The following is a 21,760-nucleotide window of genomic DNA, read 5'->3' as shown; positions in this document are numbered from 1 at the left end:
TTTACAATTTCGCGCATCCCATGCTGGCTAAATCTATGCTAACATGAGCGCATATTTAGCCCTTGGAATATTCATAACTTATTATGTTTCAACCTGTTAGCCTTTTTATAGGGCTGAGATATAGTCGCTCATCAAAGGGCAATGCTTTTATCTCGTTCATTTCATTTTTCTCAATTGCGGGCATTGCTATTGGCTTAATGGCCTTGTTTACAGTCAGTTCTGTAATGAATGGCTTTGAAAATAACCTCAAAACAAACATGCTTGGTTTAATTCCCCATATCGAAGTATCAGCTGAAGATAATTCGAAAGAAACCATGTTGCAGTTACAGCAGCAACTAGCAAACTCTAAAGATATTAAACAAGTTAACCTTTATCGCCATGGCGAAGCCATTTTGCAAACCAACCAAGATTTACAAGGCGTGTTATTGCAAGGGCTCTATGATGAAGGAAGCTCCCTGTATAACGTAAAAGATAAAATTGTTGCTGGCAATTGGTCACAAGTAATGGACAGTAACTATCACATTGCGATTAGCCGCTATTTAAGCCGTAAATTGGGTATTTCGCTTGGGGATAAAGTACGGGTGATCATGCCAAATGCCAGTTCGTATACACCCCTTGGTCGAGTACCTAGCCAACGTTTGTTTACCGTTGCTGCACTGTATGAAACACAATCTGAAATTGATATGTCATTGGCATTTACCAGTGGTTATTCATTAGGCCGAGTCTTAAAGCTGGCAAAATCAGCAGCACCCAACTTAAGTATCTCTTTGTACGAACCTTTTTCCGTAGAGCAAGTATTACAATCTCAAACAGCAATTTTAAATGATTACACAGTAACTGATTGGCGAGCTAGTCAAGGGACGTTATTTGCCGCTGTGGCGATGGAAAAGCGCATTATGTCTATGTTACTTGGTTTAATTGTGCTTGTTGCGGTGTTTAATATAGTTTCTGCATTAACCATGATGGTAAGTGAAAAACAAAGTGAAGTGGCTATCTTACAAACGCTGGGTTTAACTCCTTTACAAGTTCAGCATGTATTTATGATCCAGGGTTTATACAATGGTGTTATTGGCACCAGCATTGGTGCGTTACTAGGCGTGCTATTAAGTAGCAATATAAATGAGTTATTGAATATGTTAGGCATTAATTTATTAGCGGGTGTGAGTTTACCCGTTAAATTTGATGTTATGAGTTTGAGCCTAATTGCCGCAGGGAGTATTGCTATGAGCTTTTTAGCTACTTTGTATCCTGCCCGAAAAGCTGCAAAAGTGAATCCAGCAGAGGTATTACGTTATGAGTGATTTAGTGATTAATTGTCAGCAGCTTAATAAAGTGTATCAAGATGGCGATAATCAGGTTGCAGTCTTAAAAGGGGTTGATTTAACGCTCAATCAGGGCGAAATGTTAGCCGTTGTAGGTAGTTCTGGTTCAGGTAAAAGTACTTTATTACATATATTAGGCACCTTAGATAATGCGACAGATGGAACCGTTGAAATCAAAGGTCAACAAGTTGCTAAATTAAACCGAAAACAACAAGCGAGTTTCCGCAACGAAAATTTGGGCTTCATTTACCAATTCCATCATTTATTAATGGAATTTACTGCCATTGAAAATGTTGCTATGCCACTTTTAATTAAAGGTTTAAGCGCAAAAGCGGCAAACGAAAAAGCCCTCAACATGCTTGATAAAGTAGGGTTATCTCATCGTTGCGAACATAAACCATCGGCGTTGTCAGGTGGTGAGAGGCAGCGGGTTGCAATAGCACGTGCATTGGTAACAGAGCCTGCGTTGGTGCTAGCCGATGAACCAACGGGTAACTTAGATAAACAAAACGCAATTAAGATTTATGACTTGATTAAAGAGTTAAATACCAGCTTAAAAACTAGTTTTGTTGTGGTAACCCATGATTTAGAGCTTGCAGATAAACTAGGCAAAATTGCCTATTTAGATGATGGTAAGCTTGCAATTAAAGAGTCTCAGCATGTTGCTTAGTGCCTTTATTTCAAAACGATTTCGCGCTCACAGTGGCCAAAAAGAGGGGCAAAATGGCTTTGTAAGCTTTATTGCTAAAGCTTCGACAATCGGCATACTTTTGGGAGTCGCCGTATTAATTGTTGCTCTATCAGTGATTAATGGCTTTGAGCAACAACTAGTGCATCGGCTTTTATCGGTTGTACCGCAGGTTGAATACGTTGCTCCTAATAAACCAATCAATAATTGGCAGTCAAAAGTTGCTTTATTGCGCTCTCAAGCCGGTGTAACAGGTGCAGCACCTTTTATTAGTGTCAACGGCATGGCGCAGTTTAAAAGTGAGTTAAAAGCGGTTGAAGTGCGTGGCGTTAGCCCAGAGTTTGAAAACCAAGTATCGGCGTTAAACCAATTTACAGAAGGGCGCTTAGTTAGTCAGTTACAACAAGAAGATGTACTTTTAGGACAACAAATAGTCAACCGGTTAGGTCTTAAAATTGGCGACCCAGTTACCTTATTAATCCCACAGATAAACCAGCAAAGTAACACTTTACTTGCTCCAAAGCGGGTGAGTTTGAATCTTGCGGGTATTATTAAAATGGGCGGCCCAATTGATGAAACAGCGGCTTTTATTCGCCTCGACAAAGCGCAAAGTGTACTGAGTTTCGATGAAAACCAAGTAACCGGTTTACGGTTACAAGTAGCTGATGTATTTGCTGCTCATCAAACCGCTATGCGGGTGGGGCAAGTTATCCCAGATTATGTCTATGTCTCTAGTTGGTTCAGAACGCAAGGCAGCTTATATCAAGATATTCAAATGGTTCGAACTATTGTGTATATCGTGGTGTTTCTAATTATTGCCGTAGCTAGTTTTAATATTGTTTCATCACTTGTTATGGAAGTACGCGAAAAACAGGCAAATATTGCGATTTTGAAAACCATGGGAGCACAAGACAGTACGATTTTAGCCACCTTTGTTATGCAAGGATTTACGCAAGCACTTATTGGCGTAATACTTGGAACGATTATAGGTGTTATGCTTGCATTAAATATCAGTGAATTATTCTCGTGGATCAGTCATTTGTTAGGTGACAATCCATTACAAGGTGTTTATTTCATTGAGTTTTTACCTAGTAAACTCGTTTGGCAAGATATCGTTATAACGGTGATTGTTACCTTTGTCCTCGCTATTTTGGCAACATTATACCCTGCGTGGCAAGCAACCCGAGTAGACCCAGCAAAAGTACTCGGTAATTAAGGAATGTTTATGGATAAGCAAAGGATTATCGATTTTTGGTTTAATGAATTAGGCTCAGATGCTTGGTATAAGCAATCTGATGACACTGATGCATTAATTACGGTTAAGTTTTCAGAATGTCTATTGCAAGTTATCGCTGGCGAGCATGCTGACTGGCGAGTGGATGCCCTAGGCTCTTTAGCTGAAATTATCGTGTTAGATCAGTTTTCACGCAATATTTATCGAAATACTGCACAGGCTTTTAGCCAAGATCCACAAGCATTAACCTTAGCGCAAAGAGCAATTGAACTTGGCTTTGATAAAAAGTTACCTAGCTCTCAAGCTGCGTTTATTTATATGCCGTTTATGCATAGTGAATCCAAAGTTATTCATCAGCAGGCTGAGCAATTGTTTAAAGGCATGAGTAATTATGAATTTGAACTAAAGCACAAAGTTATTATTGATAGGTTTGGTCGCTATCCACACCGCAACGCAATTTTAGGTCGTGAATCAACACCTGAAGAGCTGCAATTTTTAACAGAGCCTAACTCTTCTTTCTGAGTTGACTGAATAGTAGGCAAGTAAATTAAAATGCCATTTGATTGCCCGTAAACACTTGCACAGCGCCATTTTAAACCTTAAAGTGTCAGAAATGTTGTAAAAGAGTAACCACCATGGAACAAAAACAAGCAAGACCATTAACACCAGAAGAACAAGCCGAAGCGCAAAAACAAAGTGTTATGTGGCAAAGAGAATGTTTCCAGAATGCACAAAAGCATTTAGCTGAAAAAGGCGTTATCCCGCAAACAGTTGTTGAGAAAGAAAGCCGTTTCATTGCGCCATTAGTGGCTATTTGGAAGTTTAAAGCACAAAATGGTAAAAGCTATTGGGTTATCACAGGGCGTTTACCAACCGATCACGCAGAAGCGAGTGCAGCAACCAATGCCCGTGAAGTACTTAGATATTTCTCAATGCAATGGCAACTAAAGGCTGATCAACTAATGCAGTCAGGCGCTGTAGATAAGACCAAAGTAGATTTTGCTAATTTACTCATTAACCGCGCTCATGGTTTATATGAGTTATTCGAAAAAGATGATATGTGGCAAAATGAGCCAGCTTAACTTTAAATAAAAAAGCTGAATAATTATATTCAGCTTTTTAAACCATCTAGTGCACCAAAGTGAATGGCCGCGTATCAAATTGCTTGATAGGGCAGAGCATTCGTTGTCTTGGAATTCCTGCCTCCATAAATACTAAGCCATCAGCCGAAAACCCATTTCGTTTAAATCGATCAACTTCATTTAATATGCAATTGATACTAACGCAATCACAGCCTTGTTTTTCAGCTAAACCTACTAAGTAATTCAATAATGATTTGTAAACTGATCGGTTACGGTGTTCAGGTAATACAGCAATCCGACCAATTAAGCCATCATTACACAAGCGCCCAGTCGCAACTGGACATTTATTACTTTCATCAGTAACAAGTACGTGATGAGCCGTTTTATCTAAATGGTCAAATTCGACGTGTTTTGGAATATGTAATTCGCAAACAAATACCCTCTCTCGGATTTGTTGCAATAGTTCCTTGTCGATACTCCATTCAACTTCATCTATCATGTAGCCCATATAAACACGCTCCTAACAAAACCAAATACCCTCATTTAATAGTGTAGTAAAAGTTTTTAGGAAAATGTGGTTATTTTTTGAACTATTTATATCGCTAGCGGTCAGTGATGTTTGGTCTGTTAATCTTTTTATTAGAGAAAGATCTTCTAGATCATGCATATAATTGACCCCATTAACACTAAAAAGTACTTTATCATCGATGATTTGATAAATTGCACGTGTGCCGCCTAAGCGTTCAAAAATGAGCATATCATCATCTAACAGTGCTTTTACATCATCAAGCGTGTATGGTTCTTCTAGTGGTGCTAGGTCCATTTCATGTTTTGGCTGGCTCATACTATTGCCAAGCCATGTCTTAAATACTGAGTCATCATTGATTGCAGCAATCATTAATTGCTTCACTTTTTCGGCTTCAGTTTGGCTTAGTTCACCTTTTGAGGCACGTAATTTTAGCTCTGGATCACCATATCGTTGATTACCAAGCTCAGTATCAATCAGGTGATCTGCAAATTGGGATAACAAGTCGCGTTGGTTTGGTGCTCTAAAACCTACAGAATAATTAAGTGCATTTTCAACAGCGTAACCCTCGTGCGGGCAGCCTGGTGGAATATAAAGAATATCACCCGGTTCTAACACACAATCGATCACGGCAGGAAATTGCTCAACTTGTAATAAGCTTTTATTTTGCGCAAATTGTTTTAAGTTCGCATCAGGTAAACCAACGCGCCAATGGCGTTTACCTTCGCCCTGAATAATAAACACATCGTATTGATCTAAATGCGGACCCACGCCACCACCCGGCGTAGAGTAGCTGATCATCAAGTCATCAATACGCCAGTTTGGAATAAAGCGAAATGGCTCCAGTAGTTGCGCTGCATCGTTATGCCAATGGTCAACCGCTTGTACGAGTAACGTAGCGTGCTTCTCAGTTAGCAAGCTAAAGTCTTCAAATGGACCATGGTATGCTTGCCAATCATCTGAGTGATTGGTCACAATACGTGATTCAATGCTTTCTTCCATGGCAAGCCCAGCAAGTTCTTCGGGCTCAATAGGATCAGCAAAATCTTTGAAGCCTTGCTTAATAAGTAATGGCTTCTTTTGCCAATACTCAGCTAAAAATTGCTCTTGGGTTAATGAATTGATGGTTAATTGATACATAACATGACCTAAGCGAATTGATATAAAAAAAGCGAAAGGAAGGCCTTTCGCTTTTTTAAGTCTTAATTTGAATTTAAGCTAAGTTGTCGATGAACTCAACAGCACGACCAATGTAATTAGCCGGTGTTAATTTTTTCATTTCTACTTTTGCTTCTTCAGGTAACTCAAGACCATCGATGAAATCAGCCATGATTTCTTGGTTTACGCGCTTACCACGCGTAAGGTCTTTAAGTTTTTCGTATGGCTTTTCGATACCATATTTACGCATTACCGTTTGAATTGGCTCTGCTAGTAATTCCCAGTTTTGGTCTAGCTCTTCTAGTAAACGCGCTTCGTTTACTTCAAGTTTGCTTACACCTTTTAATGTCGCTTGGTAAGCGATCAAAGTGTAGCCCATACCAACACCTAGGTTACGTAACACTGTTGAGTCAGTTAAGTCACGTTGCCAGCGAGAAACAGGTAGTTTTTGCGCAAGGTGAGTAAAGATAGCGTTAGCAATACCTAAGTTACCTTCAGAGTTTTCAAAATCAATCGGGTTTACTTTGTGAGGCATAGTAGATGAACCAATCTCACCTGCGATTGTTTTTTGTTTAAAGTGGTTTAGTGCAATGTAGCCCCAAACGTCACGGTCAAAATCAAGTAATACAGTGTTGAAACGTGCAACTGCATCGAATAACTCTGCAATGTAATCATGCGGCTCGATTTGTGTTGTGAATGGGTTAAATGTTAAACCTAGGCTTGTTACAAATTGCTCAGCGTGGCTGTGCCAATCGTAATCTGGGTAAGCACTAAGGTGAGCGTTGTAGTTACCTACAGCACCGTTGATTTTACCTAACATTTCTACCTTGGCAATTTGGTCACGTTGACGCTTTAAGCGCATGTATACGTTTGCAAACTCTTTACCCATTGTAGATGGCGTAGCAGGTTGACCGTGGGTACGCGTCATCATCGCAACTGACTTGTATTCAACTGCTTTTTCTTTCAATGCATTTAGAAGTTGGTCACAGTATGGAAGTAATACTTTATCACGCGCTTCTGTAAGCATTAAACCGTGAGACAGGTTATTGATGTCTTCTGAAGTACAGGCAAAGTGAATGAATTCGTTAACTGCGTTTAGCTCTGCGTTGTCAGCTACTTTCTCTTTAAGTAGGTATTCAACTGCTTTTACGTCATGGTTAGTTGTGCGCTCGATCTCTTTAACGCGTGCAGCATCCGCTTCGCTAAAGTTATCAACAATGGCATTAAGTAAAGCATTAGCCTCGTCGCTAAATGCCGGTACTTCTGTGATTGCGCTTGCTGCAGACAAAGCTTGTAACCAACGAACTTCAACAGTTACACGGTATTTGATTAAACCAAATTCGCTGAAAATGCTGCGTAGTTCCGTGGTCTTGCTGCCATAGCGACCATCTACCGGAGAGATAGCGGTTAACGCTGAAAGCTCCATAATGACTCCTAAATTGTCTAGTTTGAACGATAATTAAATTGATTGTTTAGCAATAGCGAGGATTTTTCTTTTTGCAAAGAAAAAATGACGGCGCTTACCGCCCATTTGTCGCCATAACACGGCACTACGAATTCCGGCCAATAATAGGGCACGAATTTTGTTTTGCGTGAGCTGCTGTTTTAATAACTCTGGCTTGCCGTAAACTTGAATACGATGCCCAAGGGGGCTTAGCACCGATGAGTAAATATCAGCAAGCGCTGCTACAACAGTATCATCTGTGATAGCAAAATGGTCGAGGCGACGTTTAACATCATCAATGCGACGACCTAATTCATTTAAGCTGTTTTGTTTTGAACTTAATGCACGTTCTAATTGCATTAAACCACCCACATATTTCACGATTTCGACGTCTTTGTCTGCGCCGGTAGAAAGCTGTGCAATCAAAATGCGATAACCTTCACGTAAATTATGTTTACCCTGATACACATCTTCAGGGCTATTTGGTGATGTTTCAATTATACAGTTTAATAACTTTTCTAATTCGTGGTCGCTACCTTGGCCATATTGCGCAACTTTTTGTACTTGTTTGGCAACTTGACACATGGCAGCTAACGCCATGACTTGGTGCTCTGTCATTATTTGATCACCGAATCAATAATCCCACCGCCTAAGCAGACTTCGTCAGCATAGAAAACGGCTGATTGACCAGGAGTCACGGCTTTTTGTGGCTCATCAAATAACACGCGTGCCATACCATCTTCACCAACGAGTAATGTACAACTGATATCTTCTTGGCGATAACGGGTTTTAACCGTACAGCGCGTAGTCCCTTTAGGGCCTTCGCGGTCAACCCAGTGAAGTTGATTTGCATTTAAGCCATTACTGTATAGGCGAGGGTGGTCTTTACCTTGGCCAACTACTAGTACGTTGCGCTCAACGTCTTTATCTACAACGTACCAAGGTTCACCTGAGCCTTCTTTCATGCCGCCAATTAATAGGCCTTTACGTTGACCCAGTGTGTGGTACATCAAACCTTCGTGCTCACCCACTTCATTGCCATCGGTATCTTCGATTTTACCTGGCTGAGCTGGTAAGAATTTTTGTAAAAAGTCTTTAAATTTACGCTCACCGATAAAGCAAATACCAGTGCTGTCTTTTTTATCATGCGTAATTAAATCTTGCTCTTCAGCAATACGGCGTACTTCTGGTTTTGCAATGTCGCCAACAGGGAAAAGTGTTTGTGCAATATGCTCATGGCTTAATGTGTACAAGAAATAGCTTTGATCTTTGTTGTCATCAAGACCACGACACATGACAAATTTATCACCACGTTTTTCGCGGCGTACATAGTGACCAGTCGCGATATAATCTGCACCCAGTGCTTGCGCTGCAAATTCTAAAAATGCTTTGAATTTGATTTCTTTATTACACATGATGTCTGGGTTTGGCGTACGGCCTGCTTTGTACTCAGCTAAAAAGTACTCAAATACGTTGTCCCAGTATTCGGCTGCAAAATTTACAGTGTGAAGCTCAATGCCTAGCTTGTCGCACACAGCTTGTGCGTCTTTTAGGTCTTCAGCTGCAGCGCAATATTCATCATTATCGTCTTCTTCCCAGTTTTTCATGAACAGGCCTTCAACTTGATAGCCTTGCTGCTTTAATAAATACGCTGATACAGAAGAATCAACACCGCCGGACATACCCACGATGACTTTAATGTGACTATTTTCGCTCATAATATTCGCTGTCATTTTTAACTGCTATGGAAAGGGCGGTATTATATACCCAAACCACCTCAAGATGCGAGTTTCAGTTGGAATTAAAAGCGATTTAGGCAAGGCATTGATTGCAAGTAATAGTGGGTTGGATATAGCATACTTTTAGACGCCCAAACCAGCCAAAATTACAGCAGTTATTGGTAAATCAAACTTAGGGGGTAGGCTTGGCCAGCTAAATGATCTTCAATGCATTTTAAAACCAGCGGGCTTCTAAGTGGTAAGTTTCTTATTTGCTCAATGCTAAACCAATCGGCACTGAGAATGTCATTATCTTGGGGGGATGGTAAATATAGCTCTGGGCAAGTAAAAGCAAAGCTAAAACGCATATAATGGAAGCCATTAGCCGCATGTAAATTGTAAATACCAACCAGATGGCTGGCATTAAGGCTAATACCTGTCTCTTCAATAAGCTCACGACAAGCAGCTTCAGCTAAGGTTTCATTTGCCTCCAAATGACCGGCAGGCTGGTTATAACAGATCTCACCTGTGTGTTTATCGCGTTCTTTAACAAGTAAAAACTTATCTTCGCATGTAACGATAGCCGCGACTGTGACATTAGGTTTATGCATCTGGATTGTTCACTACTTTAAACTGGCCACTATCCAAACCATCGAGAGTATAGCTACCAATGCTGTAACGAATTAATCGTAAAGTAGGAAAGCCAACATGAGCAGTCATGCGACGAACTTGGCGATTGCGTCCCTCAGTGATAGAGATTTCCAACCAGCTGGTAGGTATGTTTTTGCGCTCGCGAACGGGCGGGGTACGCGGCCAAATTGATGGTTCGTTAATGCGTTTAACCTTGGCAGGCTTGGTCATGCCATCTTTAAGTTCTACGCCTTTGTTTAGGGCAAAAATAGCCTCATCACTGACATCGCCTTCTACTTGAACCCAATACGTTTTAGCTGTTTTTTTATTGGGTTCAGTGAGTGTATGTTGTAACTTGCCGCAGTTTGTAAGTAGCAAAAGCCCTTCGCTATCTCTGTCTAAGCGTCCTGCTGCATACACGTCTTTAATACTAATAAAGTCGGCAAGCGTTTTGCGGTTTTGCTCATCAGTAAATTGGCAAAGCACATCAAATGGTTTGTTAAACAGCACTACTTTGCGCTGCTCTGGGCTGATTGCTTTTTTAACTTGGCGTTTTTGCGTGGGCCTTGAATACGTTCGACCGCTACTACGACGTGGTTTGCTATTGGCTTTGTTTGCCATTAAATGCACCTAGCCGGTTTAGGCAAACCTGCAATTTTAGTTGCTTGTTTAGCTGGGCCTTTGGGAAATAGTTTATATAAGTACATACTATTACCTTTTTCTTCACCTAGTTTTTGGGCCATGGCTTTGACCAGCATACGGATTGCTGGGCTGGTGTTATATTCTAAGTAAAAATCACGCACAAAGTGCACAACTTCCCAGTGCTGTTCACTTAACGTAATATTCTCTTGCTCAGCAATGATTGGTGCAAGCTCTTCACACCAATCATTTGAGTCAAGTAAATAACCTTGTTTGTCAGTTTCTATTTGTTTGTTATTAAATTCAAGCATGGTTTACCAAGTAATCGTGTTCTTTGTGTTTAAAGTCATTTCTACAAATTGCGTGTAGTCGATTGCGATGTCGCCCAAGCTTATAGAGATATTTCGTGCTGTGGCATCTTCATTGAGTAAATATAAAGCGGATGAAAATTGCTTAAATTGCGTGCTGCTGTAGCAAGCGTCGCTAACTAGTAGAATAGTATCCTCTGCGGCTATTAAATTTGCTAGCGTATTGGTGCAATAATGAGAAAGTGGTTTAGCAAATATATGAAGTGTGCTCATAATGTTACCACCTGATCTTGTTGGCTTATTAAATGACGTTGCTGCTCAAAACTGGCTACCTTCACATCAATAATTAATTTATCTTTTGTTAAATTAAAGTCTATTAATGATTTTTCGCACACATAAATATTTTCTACATCATATAACTCAAGCGTCTTAATGGTTTTAAAATAGTTTTTGATACCAAGTTGTTCTGGCTGTTGATTCTTTTTTAGAGCTAAAACTGCCTCACCACTGAGCAACCAGCTAATGTTTTGTTCAATAGCAGCGAAAATTAGCGTTGTGTCGAGTGAGTCACGAATATGCTGGTCATCAAACGGGCTGTGTTGGCTAATAACTAAAACGTTTTTCATTTAAATTGCACCCATTTATCAGCATCACTGGCAAGCATTGCAAACTCAGCTAACCCCGCCACTGTGAAAACACCCGTCTGGTTAATATCTAATCCTCGTTTTTCTGCAGCTGTAACGCATAATAAAAGCGGAATAGCTTGTTCATGTAAACCTTGCCACAAACGACTTATTGGTAGCTCGTCACTGGCAAGTTCTAAATGTTGGCTGGCATGAAAAACACCTGCTTGGTATAAAAAAACAGCTGAAATAGTGTGACCTGACTCAATGCATGCCTGTGAAAATTTAATCAGACGTTGTGTAGTATCGTGGTCAGTCGGTGCGGTGTGAAGAGAAAGTACAAATTTTGCCAAAACGCATCCAATAAAAAAGCCCCTAGAAAGGGGCTATTTTAACAGAACTATTTAATTAGTCATCACTTGCACCAAGTAGGTGTAGAAGAGATGTAAATAAGTTATAGACGTTCAGGTATAAAGATACTGTGGCACGAATATAGTTTGTCTCGCCGCCATTTATGATACGGCTTGTATCGAATAAGATTAAACCAGACATAATCAATACAACAGCTGCATTAATAACCATGAAGGTGATAGAGCTACCAATAAAGAGGTTTACTAGGCTTGCAATGATAACCACGATTAAACCAACAGTTAAAAAGCCGCCCATAAATGAGAAGTCTTTTTTAGTGGTAAGTGCATACGCAGACAAACCAAAGAAGATCAACGCAGTAGAACCAAGCGCTTGCATTATTAGCATTGGACCGTTCGGCATTGCTGCATAGTAGTTAAGCATAGGGCCAAGGCCCGCGCCCATCAAACCAGTAAATACAAACACCCATGCAACACCTGATGCACTGTCAGCCTTTTTGTTAACTACAAAAAGAACACCAAATGCAATCAAGCTAAATACTAACCCCATAAAATAAGGTAGATTCATCGCCATTGAAATACCTGCAGTTACTGCGCTAAAAGCAAGTGTCATAGCCAGTAAAAAGTAAGTATTTTTTAATACTTTATTTGTTTCAATAGTCGACATTACCGGTCTAGTGGTATTGTACGATTGATTAAACGCCATTGTTAGAGCTCCTTTGAATGAACTTAATTCGTTCGTTAGTTCCAATATTAAACTGAAACTAAGCCTATCAAGAGTTATATGTTTGGGCAAACCTTTGTAGATCAATAGACATGCAAAATAATCAAAAAGTTCAAATCGATTATATTTTGACTTTAATTGTGTTAATGCTGAGCGATTTAGTTGTTTTTTAATCACTTAAACAGATTTTTGAAAAAAAAGCTTCACAAACACAGCTGCCTTATCTATTATGCACGCCGTCGGAGAGATGGCAGAGTGGTCGAATGCACCGGTCTTGAAAACCGGCAGGGGTTTGTAGCCCCTCTAGGGTTCAAATCCCTATCTCTCCACCATTATTTTTACTACTGGCGTTAGCGAGTAGGTTTTTCGCATTCGGAGAGATGGCAGAGTGGTCGAATGCACCGGTCTTGAAAACCGGCAGGGGTTTGTAGCCCCTCTAGGGTTCAAATCCCTATCTCTCCACCATCATTGAAGCCGCTGAATTTATTCAGCGGCTTTTTTGTTTCTACAGCCTTTCCTCAGTTTTACAAATTACGACTATTGTCGATATTTCCCATTTCAACCACTTAGTCCATGCTTTACGTATCTCGTATTATCTTTGTGAAATTAGGGAATTTATGAAACATCGTTTAGCAAAGAGTGTAGGACTTTCATTATTATCGCCCGTTATCGTAGGTTGTATCCTCGGCCTTTATTATGCTTTTACCTTAGATGGTAATGGGCTGAGTATTTTTTTTAATCTACTTGTCAGTGCAATCGCTAATGCGCACATTGTGGGTCTTACAATGGCGGCGTTTGTAGTGCCGGGTTATTTACTTATGCATAAATATGCAAAAGTAAACTATTCGGGCGTTTTGACACTGGGATTATTAGGTGGGGCAATTTTTAGTTACTTGTTAAGTGCAACTACAGGGATGGCATTTGTAATCAATGCAGTAATGTCTGCCTTAGCAGCAGGGCTGTTTTTATTTGGTTTAAGACAGGGGTTAGCAACCCAATCTCCACATCAATAGCAGAATATTTAATCAAGCTAGCTTATTTTAAGGGCAAATTGTTTTTTTTTGCCCTTAAAAGGTTTCATTTATTGCTTACAAAGAGTACCTTTAGCTACTGTATGTTTAATAAGAAGTAGTTTGGTATGCAAAAGCAGGATTTTTACCAGTCATTAGTTAAACAAGCTGAATCACTAATTGCAGGTGAATCAAATGTCATTGCAAATATGGCAAATTTAAGTGCGTTGTTGTTTACCTCTTTAGAGGATATAAACTGGGCGGGCTTTTATCTAATGGATTCTCCCGAAGAATTAGTGTTAGGGCCGTTTCAAGGCAATCCAGCATGCATCCGTATTCCAGTAGGTAAAGGAGTATGTGGGACTGCTGCACAAACACAACAAACACAATTAGTTGAAGATGTTCACGCATTTGCAGGTCATATTGCATGTGATGCAGCATCAAATTCTGAAATTGTTGTACCTGTTTTTAAAGATGGTAAAGTGTTTGCTGTACTTGATATTGATAGCCCGAGCATTGGCCGTTTTGATACTGATGATCAAGCTGGTTTAGAAGCATTGGTAAAATGCTTTGAGGCAAATCTAAAATGAAAGATCTGCTAAATGTGCAAGATTACCTTTTTGCGATTCACGATGTAGGTGATTGGGAAGGGGAAGAAGAAGTTGTTGCTGAAAGGCTCAACGACTTGATTCACATGGCTTGGGATCGTCTACCTGATGACCTTGACTGTGAATCAATTGATGAAATTATTAATGGTATTTGGGAACACCTTCGCGGTGATTTAGCGCTTATTGAAGCGGACTTCGAAGAGTTGACCGACTGGGTAACACACTATGTCGATTCATCACTTGATGAAAAGATGTAATAAAAGGTTCTAACATGGAAACCACAAACAAGCTAAAAGATATTAATGAAGTACTGGATTTCTTATACCAAGAATTTCCACAATGTTTTAAACAAAAAGACGGCATTCAACCGCTAAAAGTAGGTATTTTTAAAGATATCGCTGAGCGCATTGAAGGTTCTGAGAAAGTAAGTAAAACTCAGGTTCGTCAAGCGCTAAGAAAATACACCTCTAATTGGCGTTATTTAGAAGCAGTAACTAAATCTGAGTTTCGTATCGATCTTGATGGTAATCAAGACGAAAAAGTGGAACAAGAACACGTTGAACATGCACAAAAAGCGTTAGAAGAAAGCCGTGCAAAAATGGCTAAACGCAAAAAGCAACAACGTCCACGCAAAGACGGTGACACAAAATCTTACAAAAAGAATACGGGTCATCATGCAAAATCAGCTGAAAAAGGCGCTAAAGTTAGCAATAAGCCTGCAAAAGCTGCACCTGCAAAAGCTGCACCTGCAAAACGTTCTGGAAAAGTTGAACCTTTACCTGCCTCTGAGGTCAAGGTAAATAGCAAAGTTAAAGTTAAACTTGGCCAAGCACTTGTTAATGCGGTTATTACTGAAGTGAACAAAGATGAGGTTCATGTTGAGTTAGTAACAGGGATGCAAGTTAAGACCAAAGCAGACAGCCTGTATATCATTTAATAGCTGTAAAAAATTAAGGAGTTGTGTATGAGTAATAAGTTTACGCTCATTCCGTTAGTCGCTGCCCTGTTTTCAGGTTCATTATTGGCATCTACAGACAATCTAACTGTTGAAGATTTGCCTATTCTTAAGCAAGAAAGCCAGCATAGTACGGCTAGTAAACGGGTGACAAACTTATTTACTCGTGCACACTACAAACCTATTCGTTTTAACGACGAATTATCTGAGCAAGTTTTTGATCGTTACATCGAATCCCTTGATTTCAACAAAAGTGTTTTTTTAGCTTCAGATATTGCCTCATTCTCGCAATATAAAGACCAGTTTGATAATGCACTTTCGACAGGGAAGCTTGGGTTTGCTTTTGATATTTTTAACTTAAGCTTAAAACGACGTTTTGAGCGTTATGATTATTCATTGTCATTACTTGATAAAGAAATGACTTTTGATAAAGAAGATGAATACATGTTCGACCGCGAGGACGCGAGTTGGGCAACAACTCAGGCTGAGTTAGATGAGTTATGGCGTCAACGAGTTAAATATGATGCGTTACGCTTAAAAATGACAGGTAAAGATTGGCAAGGCATTAAAGATGTTTTAACCAAGCGTTACCACAATGCGCAAAAACGCTTAGTACAAACAAATAGTGAAGATGCGTTTCAAATTGTAATGAACTCGTTTGCACGAAGCATCGAAGCGCATACTTCTTATTTATCTCCACGACGTGCTGAACAATTCAAGATGGATATGGACCTTGAGTTAGAAGGTATCGGCGCAGTCCTTAGTTATGATGAAGATTACACAGTAATTCGTAGCCTAGTACCGGGTGGTCCAGCAGATAAGTCAGAGCAAATTAAAGCTGATGACCGTATTATTGGTGTTGCCCAAGAAGGTGAAGACTTTGTTGATGTTATCGGTTGGCGCTTAGATGATGTTGTTGAGCTTATAAAAGGTCCAAAAGGCACCAAAGTACGTTTACAATATTTAAAAGGTGCAGATGCTCACGGCACTCCTAAAGTGGTTGAAATAACCCGTGATAAAATTCGCTTAGAAGACCGTGCTGCCAAATCAAATGTGTTTGAAGCAAAGTATTCAGATTTAACCAGTAAAATCGGTGTGATTGAAATACCAGGCTTTTACAATAACCTATCACAAGATGTAAAAGTTGAGCTTGCTAAATTAAAAGAAGCTAAAGTTGATGGTATTATCATCGACTTACGTCAAAATGGTGGTGGTTCTTTATATGAAGCGACACAACTTTCTGGTTTATTTATAGATCAAGGCCCGGTCGTTCAAATCCATACACTAAATAATCGTATTGAAGAGCAAAAAGACCGTGATGGTGTGACTTTTTATGATGGCCCATTAACGGTATTAGTTGACCGTTATAGTGCCTCTGCCTCAGAAATTTTTGCTGCGGCAATGCAAGATTATGGTCGTGCAATTGTGATTGGTGAGCAAACATTTGGTAAAGGCACTGTACAGCAGCATAAACCGCTTGGCCGTGCTTACGATTTATATGATCATCCATTAGGTAGCGTGCAATATACGATTGCAAAATTCTACCGTATCAATGGCGGCAGTACACAGCACAAAGGCGTGATACCAGACGTATCTTTCCCTTCAGCTATCGATCCTGCAGAGTGGGGCGAAAGCCAGCAAGATAATGCACTACCTTGGGACAGCATCATCCGTGCTAAATACAACTCAGTTGATAACCTAAAACCAGCTATCTCTTACGTTAATAAGCTTCATGATGCACGTATTGCAAGTGAACCTGAGTTTGGCTATGTGTTTGATGACATTAAGCGCTATCAAGAAGAGAAAGACCGTAAGACTATCTCACTAGTTGAAGCTGACCGCTTAAAAGAGAAAGACGAAGGCGAAGAGCGTGCATTAGAGCGTGCGAATGAACGTTTGGTTCGTCTGGGTGAAAAGCCAGTTGAGAAACTAGACGACTTACCTGATGTGCTAGATGATTTAGACCCATTCTTAGAAGAAGCGGCTCTGATCACTCAGGACTATATTAAATATGGTCGTATCGCGAAAAAATAATTAGCATTTTTTTAGCAAAATTGTTCAATAAAAAGGCGCTTAGGCGCCTTTTTTGCTACCTAAAACAGGTCATCTTGTTATAATGAAAAAACTGATAGCCTTAAACTATAAGGGTTTGAGGCTTATGAACAATAATAATTAAACACGCCATATAAGACGTGTAGGAGACTATCTTTTGAATTCAGTTGAAGATAAACCTGTTAAACAGGCCAGCTTTTTGGACGCCCTGATCCCAATTTCAGTGCTGGTTTGCCTGCTAGGTGCAGCAGTTTACTTATTCGGTGATAACTCATCATCGGGTCCAAATCAAATCGCATTATTATTTGCCACCTTTACTGCCGCATTAATTGGCTTAAAAAATGGTTATACCTGGAAGAAACTAGAACAAGCCATGATCGAAGGGATCACTTTGTCTCTTGGTGCAATCATCATTCTTTTGATGGTCGGTGCTTTAATTGGTACTTGGCTACTTTCAGGCACTGTACCAACCTTAATTTACTATGGTTTACAGATCATTAATCCAAGCTGGTTTTACGCAGCAAGTTGCTTAATTTGTGGCATTGTTGCGATGAGTATCGGTAGCTCATGGACTACAGCTGCGACCATTGGTGTTGCACTGCTTGGTGTCGCAACAGGCCTTGGCCTTGAACAAGTTGTTACTGCGGGTGCGGTTATTTCTGGTGCTTACTTTGGTGATAAGTTAAGTCCATTATCAGAAACCACTAATTTGGCACCGGCTGTTGCGGGAGCTGATTTATTTGAACATATTCATCATATGCTCTGGACAACAGTGCCAAGCTTTATTATTGCGTTAATTATTTTTATTTTTATGGGATTTAATGCAGGTGGTTCGACAGAAGCAGGCCGTATTGATGAAATCGTTAATTTATTAGAGCAAAACTTCAATATTGGCTTTGAGATGCTAGTGCCATTAGCTGTATTACTTTTCTTGGCAATCCGTAAGATGCCAGCTTTTCCTGCAATTTCTATCGGGGCAGTATTAGGTGCGATTTGGGCGATGTTATTTCAATCAGATTTAATAAATAGCCAAATTGATGCATCACAAGGCCACGCGATTGGCTATTTTAAACTAGTTTGGACAACCTTCTTCGACGGTTTCAGTATCGATACTGGCGATGAAAAAATGGACTCACTATTAAGTGGTGGCGGTATGGCAGGCATGCTAACAACAACTTGGCTGATTATGACAGCCTTGATGTTCGGCGCTATTATGGAAAAAACCGGTTTACTTGATATGTTCGTAAAGAGCATTTTAAAAATAGCAAAAAGCACAGGCTCGCTTATTACTGCCACTATCGCAACCTGTATTGGTACCAATGCGGTAGCAGCTGACCAATATATTGCGATTGTTGTTCCTGGTCGAATGTTTAAAGACGAGTACGAAAAGCGCGGTTTGAAGCCAGTTAACTTATCTCGCACATTAGAAGATGGCGGTACTATTACAAGCCCACTTATACCTTGGAATACCTGTGGTGCTTACATGCAGAGTGTTTTATTAATAAATCCATTTGATTACGCTATGTATGCATTCTTTAATTTAATTAATCCATTCTTAGCGGTTGTTTACGCCTATTTAGGTATTAAGATTTTACGTATTACCCCAAAACACGTTAAACAAGAAGCTAGCGCTGAATAATAAACTTAGGCCCTGTATAGTTGCAGGGCCATTTTGGAGCCAGTTATGTCTGCTACGAGTAAACCTCAAGCTCAATATTTAAAAGATTATCAAGCCCCTCAATTTTCAATTCAACATATCGATTTACGCTTCGAATTAGCGCCTTTACAAACGTCAGTACAGTCTACAATGACAATCAATCGTACTGATGAAAGTAATTCGGACCTTGCTCTTGATGGTGTTGATTTAACGCTCATCTCAGTAGTGGTTGATGATAAAGCCTATGATGATTATACACTCGAAGATGAAAAACTAATCATTCATAACCTACCTGATAACTTTATTCTGAAAATAGAAAACCATATTGATCCGCAAACGAATACTTCACTAGAAGGTTTGTATTTGTCGGGTGGTGCTTACTGTACGCAATGTGAAGCCGAAGGTTTTCGAAAAATTACCTATTACCTCGACCGCCCAGACGTACTTGCTAGTTTTGATGTGACTATTATTGCTGACAAAAAATATACTCACTTGCTCTCAAATGGTAACCAAATTGAGGCTGGTAACTTAGATGACGGTCGACACTTTGTAAAATGGCAAGACCCATTTAAAAAGCCTAGCTACTTATTTGCATTAGTCGCTGGTGACTTTGATGTGCTACGTGATCATTATACAACCAAGTCAGGTCGCAATGTTGAATTAGCTTTATTTGTTGATAAAGGAAATTTATCAAAAACACCTCATGCTATGACATCACTAAAAAAATCAATGCGATGGGATGAAGAGCGCTTTAACCTTGAATACGATTTAGATATTTACATGATTGTCGCTGTTGATTTCTTCAACATGGGCGCGATGGAAAATAAAGGTTTAAATATCTTTAACTCTAAATGTGTTCTGGCGAATCAAGAAACAGCAACAGATAAAGATTACCATACAATTGAATCCATAGTCGGACATGAGTACTTCCACAACTGGACAGGAAACCGAGTTACATGCCGTGATTGGTTCCAATTGTCTTTAAAAGAGGGATTGACTGTTTTCCGCGATCAAGAGTTTAGTAGTGATATGGGGTCGCGAGCACTCAATCGAATTGATGCGGTAAAAGTGATGCGAACGCACCAATTTAGTGAAGATGCGGGGCCAATGGCACACCCAATTCGCCCTGAAAAAGTCATCGAAATGAACAATTTTTACACGGTTACTGTGTATGACAAAGGGGCTGAAGTTATTCGTATGATGCATACCTTACTGGGAGAAGAAAAGTTCCAACAAGGTATGTCATTGTATTTTGAGCGTCATGACGGACAAGCTGTTACCTGTGATGATTTTGTTGCTGCTATGAGTGATGCATCAGGTATCGATTTAACGCAATTTAAGCGTTGGTATAGTCAAGCTGGTACGCCAAAACTTAATGTAGAACAAGTTTACGATGAACAAAAGCAGACCTTCACACTGAGCATTGAACAGTTTGCTCCTGATAATCAACCTGACAATGCCTTATTGCATATTCCGTTTGCTGTTGAGCTTTTAGACAGTGTAGGGCAGTCACTACCTCTTGTGATTAATAACCAGCCACAAGATTCGGTATTAAATGTCACTGAAAAAACACAGCAGTTTGTTTTTGAAGGTATTAAACAGCGCCCTGTAGCTGTACTACTAGAAGATTTCTCTGCGCCGTGTATTGTTAATCAAGATACATCTGCTGCAGATCTGTTACATATTATGCGGTTTGCTCGCAGTGATTTTTCACGTTGGGATGCTCAGCAGCGTTTATTTACCAATGAAATGAAAGCGGCGATTGCCAGCGGTGAAGCCTGTTTATCGGATGACATTTTATTCGCATTAAAAGCATTAATTGATCAGCGAGAGGGTGATCTTGCTCTGATTGCTGAGCTTTTAAAACTGCCTAGCTACGATACCCTCGCAGCAGAATATGCAGTTATCCCTGTTGATGACATTATTGCTGTACAAAATGCATTTGAATCACAAATAGCAACTCACCTAACAGAATCATTGGTAAATTGTTATAACGCGCTTGAAGATGATGGTTCAACAACTGCAACTGCTGTAGCCGTACGTGCTCTTAAACAAGTTTGCTTGTACTATTTAGCTAAAACAAATCACAACTCAGTAAATAGCTTAATTAATGAGTCTGCTCACAGTAGTAATATGACGAATGTATTGGCAGCATTAAGTGCTGTTGTGAAAGCTAACCACCCATTATGTGACACATTACTTGATGAATTTGATGCAAAATGGCGTCATGATGTACTTGTGATGGATAAATGGTTTGCACTGCAAGCGATGAAAGAGACAGCGAGCAGTATTGAAGATATTAAAGCTCTTTATAATCATCCAAGCTTCGATTTTGGAAACCCAAATCGTGTACGGGCATTAGTTGGCAGCTTTAGTCATTTTAATATTACCCAATTCCATCGAGCTGATGGTAAAGGTTATGAACTTTTGGGCGACTTATTAGTTAAATTAAATGATATTAACCCTCAAAATGCATCGCGAATGCTAACCCCATTTATGTCATGGCGACGTTACGACGAAAATCGTTCAGCAGCTATAAAAGCGCAGTTAATGCGTTTAGCAAATTTAGAAGGGTTAAGCGATGATTTATTTGAAAAGGTTGAGAAAGCACTTGAAAGCTAATGAGAGAATACTATTTTGCTTTGTACCTTAGTTATGCTGAATGTCTTGATTACTATCATGGTAAATATAAGTCTGTTCAGGTAACAGAAGACGGCGGTAAAATCGTACGATTCGATGCTCGTTATTTACGCCCGCACATTTCTTCTTTAGGAATAAGAGGGCGCTTTCGGCTAACATTAACCGATGAAAATCAGTTTATAAAATTAGAGAAAGTGAGTTAAAAAGCAGCTATAGCTGCTTTTTTATTGCTCAGTACCCAGTAAAAAAGCCTCATTTGTAGTTATTTTCTTGCTCTTCAAAACAGTAATTTTATTATATTTTTGTTAATTCGATTTGTTCTATTGTTAATTTACGTGTATAAAATATCTGGTATGACGTCTTACCAATACGTA

Annotated in this window: 25 protein-coding genes and 2 tRNA genes; 15 read left to right on the top strand and 12 right to left on the bottom strand. The window is 39.7% G+C overall.

Annotated features, from left to right (window positions below):
- Window positions 1-83: 83 nt before the first annotated feature.
- From E5N72_RS11735 to E5N72_RS11715, 5 genes are all read left to right on the top strand, one after another.
- Window positions 84-1,301: a lipoprotein-releasing ABC transporter permease subunit gene (locus E5N72_RS11735; protein WP_135924865.1), complete on the top strand. Its 1,218-nt coding sequence runs from the start codon at window positions 84-86 to the stop codon at window positions 1,299-1,301.
- Window positions 1,294-1,992, top strand: coding sequence for a lipoprotein-releasing ABC transporter ATP-binding protein LolD (gene lolD, locus E5N72_RS11730; RefSeq protein ID WP_135924863.1), 699 nt, complete (start codon window positions 1,294-1,296; stop codon window positions 1,990-1,992). The genes E5N72_RS11735 and lolD overlap by 8 nt, the downstream gene beginning before the upstream one ends.
- Window positions 1,982-3,226, top strand: coding sequence for a lipoprotein-releasing ABC transporter permease subunit (locus E5N72_RS11725; protein ID WP_135924860.1), 1,245 nt, complete (start codon window positions 1,982-1,984; stop codon window positions 3,224-3,226). The genes lolD and E5N72_RS11725 overlap by 11 nt, the downstream gene beginning before the upstream one ends.
- Before the next feature lie 3 nt (window positions 3,227-3,229).
- Window positions 3,230-3,766, top strand: a complete 537-nt coding sequence (locus E5N72_RS11720; RefSeq protein ID WP_135924858.1) for a DUF924 family protein — start codon at window positions 3,230-3,232, stop codon at window positions 3,764-3,766.
- Window positions 3,767-3,879: 113 nt separating this feature from the next.
- Entirely contained in the window at window positions 3,880-4,326 is a 447-nt protein-coding gene (locus E5N72_RS11715; protein ID WP_135924855.1) for a DUF4826 family protein, read from the top strand.
- A 46-nt stretch (window positions 4,327-4,372) separates the two neighbouring features.
- Here the strand turns inward: E5N72_RS11715 and E5N72_RS11710 are convergent, their stop codons facing one another.
- From E5N72_RS11710 to E5N72_RS11655, 12 genes are all read right to left on the bottom strand, one after another.
- On the bottom strand, window positions 4,373-4,834 hold the full coding sequence (locus tag E5N72_RS11710; protein ID WP_135924853.1) for a GNAT family N-acetyltransferase: 462 nt from the start codon (window positions 4,832-4,834) through the stop codon (window positions 4,373-4,375).
- Window positions 4,835-4,846: 12 nt separating this feature from the next.
- Window positions 4,847-5,992 carry a cupin domain-containing protein gene (locus E5N72_RS11705; protein WP_135924851.1) on the bottom strand — a complete coding sequence of 382 codons (1,146 nt, stop codon included), beginning with the start codon at window positions 5,990-5,992 and terminating at the stop codon, window positions 4,847-4,849.
- Window positions 5,993-6,065: 73 nt separating this feature from the next.
- Complete coding sequence (gene purB / locus E5N72_RS11700) at window positions 6,066-7,436, bottom strand: adenylosuccinate lyase (protein WP_135924849.1); 1,371 nt, start codon at window positions 7,434-7,436, stop codon at window positions 6,066-6,068.
- A gap of 33 nt (window positions 7,437-7,469) precedes the next feature.
- Entirely contained in the window at window positions 7,470-8,072 is a 603-nt protein-coding gene (gene hflD / locus E5N72_RS11695) for a high frequency lysogenization protein HflD (protein WP_135924845.1), read from the bottom strand.
- On the bottom strand, window positions 8,072-9,172 hold the full coding sequence (gene mnmA / locus E5N72_RS11690) for a tRNA 2-thiouridine(34) synthase MnmA (RefSeq protein ID WP_119852693.1): 1,101 nt from the start codon (window positions 9,170-9,172) through the stop codon (window positions 8,072-8,074). The genes hflD and mnmA overlap by 1 nt, the downstream gene beginning before the upstream one ends.
- 176 nt (window positions 9,173-9,348) lie before the next feature.
- Entirely contained in the window at window positions 9,349-9,783 is a 435-nt protein-coding gene (locus E5N72_RS11685; RefSeq protein ID WP_135924843.1) for an NUDIX hydrolase, read from the bottom strand.
- On the bottom strand, window positions 9,776-10,423 hold the full coding sequence (locus tag E5N72_RS11680; protein ID WP_135924840.1) for an rRNA large subunit pseudouridine synthase E: 648 nt from the start codon (window positions 10,421-10,423) through the stop codon (window positions 9,776-9,778). The genes E5N72_RS11685 and E5N72_RS11680 overlap by 8 nt, the downstream gene beginning before the upstream one ends.
- Window positions 10,423-10,752: a TusE/DsrC/DsvC family sulfur relay protein gene (locus tag E5N72_RS11675; RefSeq protein WP_135924837.1), complete on the bottom strand. Its 330-nt coding sequence runs from the start codon at window positions 10,750-10,752 to the stop codon at window positions 10,423-10,425. Before E5N72_RS11675 ends, E5N72_RS11680 begins: the two co-directional genes overlap by 1 nt.
- Window positions 10,753-10,755: 3 nt before the next feature.
- The gene (tusB, locus tag E5N72_RS11670) at window positions 10,756-11,022 is read right to left on the bottom strand and encodes a sulfurtransferase complex subunit TusB (RefSeq protein ID WP_135924835.1); all 267 of its coding nucleotides are present in this window, start codon (window positions 11,020-11,022) and stop codon (window positions 10,756-10,758) included.
- Window positions 11,019-11,375, bottom strand: a complete 357-nt coding sequence (tusC, locus tag E5N72_RS11665; protein WP_135924832.1) for a sulfurtransferase complex subunit TusC — start codon at window positions 11,373-11,375, stop codon at window positions 11,019-11,021. Before tusC ends, tusB begins: the two co-directional genes overlap by 4 nt.
- Complete coding sequence (gene tusD, locus E5N72_RS11660; RefSeq protein ID WP_135924830.1) at window positions 11,372-11,725, bottom strand: sulfurtransferase complex subunit TusD; 354 nt, start codon at window positions 11,723-11,725, stop codon at window positions 11,372-11,374. Before tusD ends, tusC begins: the two co-directional genes overlap by 4 nt.
- Before the next feature lie 55 nt (window positions 11,726-11,780).
- Window positions 11,781-12,446 carry a Bax inhibitor-1/YccA family protein gene (locus E5N72_RS11655; protein WP_135924827.1) on the bottom strand — a complete coding sequence of 222 codons (666 nt, stop codon included), beginning with the start codon at window positions 12,444-12,446 and terminating at the stop codon, window positions 11,781-11,783.
- 259 nt (window positions 12,447-12,705) lie between these two features.
- Here E5N72_RS11655 and E5N72_RS11650 point away from each other — a divergent pair.
- The 10 genes from E5N72_RS11650 to E5N72_RS11605 all read left to right on the top strand — a co-directional run bounded on the left by E5N72_RS11650 (window position 12,706) and on the right by E5N72_RS11605 (window position 21,589).
- Window positions 12,706-12,796 (top strand) — tRNA-Ser (locus tag E5N72_RS11650).
- 42 nt (window positions 12,797-12,838) lie between these two features.
- Window positions 12,839-12,929 (top strand) — tRNA-Ser (locus E5N72_RS11645).
- 152 nt (window positions 12,930-13,081) lie between these two features.
- Window positions 13,082-13,477: a hypothetical protein gene (locus tag E5N72_RS11640; RefSeq protein ID WP_135924825.1), complete on the top strand. Its 396-nt coding sequence runs from the start codon at window positions 13,082-13,084 to the stop codon at window positions 13,475-13,477.
- A gap of 125 nt (window positions 13,478-13,602) precedes the next feature.
- Window positions 13,603-14,064: a GAF domain-containing protein gene (locus E5N72_RS11635; RefSeq protein WP_135924823.1), complete on the top strand. Its 462-nt coding sequence runs from the start codon at window positions 13,603-13,605 to the stop codon at window positions 14,062-14,064.
- Entirely contained in the window at window positions 14,061-14,339 is a 279-nt protein-coding gene (locus E5N72_RS11630) for a hypothetical protein (protein ID WP_135924820.1), read from the top strand. The genes E5N72_RS11635 and E5N72_RS11630 overlap by 4 nt, the downstream gene beginning before the upstream one ends.
- A gap of 14 nt (window positions 14,340-14,353) precedes the next feature.
- A complete protein-coding gene (proQ, locus tag E5N72_RS11625) occupies window positions 14,354-15,019 on the top strand; it encodes an RNA chaperone ProQ (protein ID WP_135924818.1) in 666 nt (221 codons plus the stop codon).
- A 27-nt stretch (window positions 15,020-15,046) separates the two neighbouring features.
- A complete protein-coding gene (prc, locus tag E5N72_RS11620; protein WP_135924815.1) occupies window positions 15,047-17,071 on the top strand; it encodes a carboxy terminal-processing peptidase in 2,025 nt (674 codons plus the stop codon).
- Window positions 17,072-17,246: 175 nt separating this feature from the next.
- On the top strand, window positions 17,247-18,728 hold the full coding sequence (gene nhaC, locus E5N72_RS11615) for a Na+/H+ antiporter NhaC (RefSeq protein WP_135924812.1): 1,482 nt from the start codon (window positions 17,247-17,249) through the stop codon (window positions 18,726-18,728).
- Between the two features lie 45 nt (window positions 18,729-18,773).
- On the top strand, window positions 18,774-21,368 hold the full coding sequence (pepN, locus tag E5N72_RS11610; protein WP_135924810.1) for an aminopeptidase N: 2,595 nt from the start codon (window positions 18,774-18,776) through the stop codon (window positions 21,366-21,368).
- Window positions 21,368-21,589, top strand: coding sequence for a DUF2835 family protein (locus tag E5N72_RS11605; protein ID WP_135924807.1), 222 nt, complete (start codon window positions 21,368-21,370; stop codon window positions 21,587-21,589). The genes pepN and E5N72_RS11605 overlap by 1 nt, the downstream gene beginning before the upstream one ends.
- Window positions 21,590-21,760: the final 171 nt, after the last annotated feature.

The organism is Pseudoalteromonas sp. MEBiC 03607 (assembly GCF_004792295.1).
Taxonomy (GTDB): Bacteria; Pseudomonadota; Gammaproteobacteria; order Enterobacterales; family Alteromonadaceae; genus Pseudoalteromonas; species Pseudoalteromonas lipolytica_C.
Note: the sequence above shows the minus strand (reverse complement) of the source record. Positions and strands in the feature narration are given on the sequence as shown.

Excerpts from the sequence above, each read along its gene's own strand:
- E5N72_RS11685 (WP_135924843.1), bottom strand. The coding sequence starts at position 9,783 with ATGCATAAACCTAATGTCACAGTCGCGGCTATCGTTACATGCGAAGAT.
- E5N72_RS11715 (WP_135924855.1), top strand. The coding sequence starts at position 3,880 with ATGGAACAAAAACAAGCAAGACCATTAACACCAGAAGAACAAGCCGAA.
- E5N72_RS11720 (WP_135924858.1), top strand. The coding sequence starts at position 3,230 with ATGTTTATGGATAAGCAAAGGATTATCGATTTTTGGTTTAATGAATTA.
- E5N72_RS11725 (WP_135924860.1), top strand. The coding sequence starts at position 1,982 with ATGTTGCTTAGTGCCTTTATTTCAAAACGATTTCGCGCTCACAGTGGC.
- mnmA (WP_119852693.1), bottom strand. The coding sequence starts at position 9,172 with ATGAGCGAAAATAGTCACATTAAAGTCATCGTGGGTATGTCCGGCGGT.
- proQ (WP_135924818.1), top strand. The coding sequence starts at position 14,354 with ATGGAAACCACAAACAAGCTAAAAGATATTAATGAAGTACTGGATTTC.
- E5N72_RS11675 (WP_135924837.1), bottom strand. The coding sequence starts at position 10,752 with ATGCTTGAATTTAATAACAAACAAATAGAAACTGACAAACAAGGTTAT.
- E5N72_RS11710 (WP_135924853.1), bottom strand. The coding sequence starts at position 4,834 with ATGGGCTACATGATAGATGAAGTTGAATGGAGTATCGACAAGGAACTA.
- tusB (WP_135924835.1), bottom strand. The coding sequence starts at position 11,022 with ATGAGCACACTTCATATATTTGCTAAACCACTTTCTCATTATTGCACC.
- purB (WP_135924849.1), bottom strand. The coding sequence starts at position 7,436 with ATGGAGCTTTCAGCGTTAACCGCTATCTCTCCGGTAGATGGTCGCTAT.
- hflD (WP_135924845.1), bottom strand. The coding sequence starts at position 8,072 with ATGACAGAGCACCAAGTCATGGCGTTAGCTGCCATGTGTCAAGTTGCC.
- prc (WP_135924815.1), top strand. The coding sequence starts at position 15,047 with ATGAGTAATAAGTTTACGCTCATTCCGTTAGTCGCTGCCCTGTTTTCA.
- E5N72_RS11635 (WP_135924823.1), top strand. The coding sequence starts at position 13,603 with ATGCAAAAGCAGGATTTTTACCAGTCATTAGTTAAACAAGCTGAATCA.
- pepN (WP_135924810.1), top strand. The coding sequence starts at position 18,774 with ATGTCTGCTACGAGTAAACCTCAAGCTCAATATTTAAAAGATTATCAA.
- E5N72_RS11705 (WP_135924851.1), bottom strand. The coding sequence starts at position 5,992 with ATGTATCAATTAACCATCAATTCATTAACCCAAGAGCAATTTTTAGCT.
- lolD (WP_135924863.1), top strand. The coding sequence starts at position 1,294 with ATGAGTGATTTAGTGATTAATTGTCAGCAGCTTAATAAAGTGTATCAA.
- E5N72_RS11680 (WP_135924840.1), bottom strand. The coding sequence starts at position 10,423 with ATGGCAAACAAAGCCAATAGCAAACCACGTCGTAGTAGCGGTCGAACG.
- E5N72_RS11640 (WP_135924825.1), top strand. The coding sequence starts at position 13,082 with ATGAAACATCGTTTAGCAAAGAGTGTAGGACTTTCATTATTATCGCCC.
- E5N72_RS11655 (WP_135924827.1), bottom strand. The coding sequence starts at position 12,446 with ATGGCGTTTAATCAATCGTACAATACCACTAGACCGGTAATGTCGACT.
- E5N72_RS11630 (WP_135924820.1), top strand. The coding sequence starts at position 14,061 with ATGAAAGATCTGCTAAATGTGCAAGATTACCTTTTTGCGATTCACGAT.
- tusC (WP_135924832.1), bottom strand. The coding sequence starts at position 11,375 with ATGAAAAACGTTTTAGTTATTAGCCAACACAGCCCGTTTGATGACCAG.
- E5N72_RS11735 (WP_135924865.1), top strand. The coding sequence starts at position 84 with ATGTTTCAACCTGTTAGCCTTTTTATAGGGCTGAGATATAGTCGCTCA.
- E5N72_RS11605 (WP_135924807.1), top strand. The coding sequence starts at position 21,368 with ATGAGAGAATACTATTTTGCTTTGTACCTTAGTTATGCTGAATGTCTT.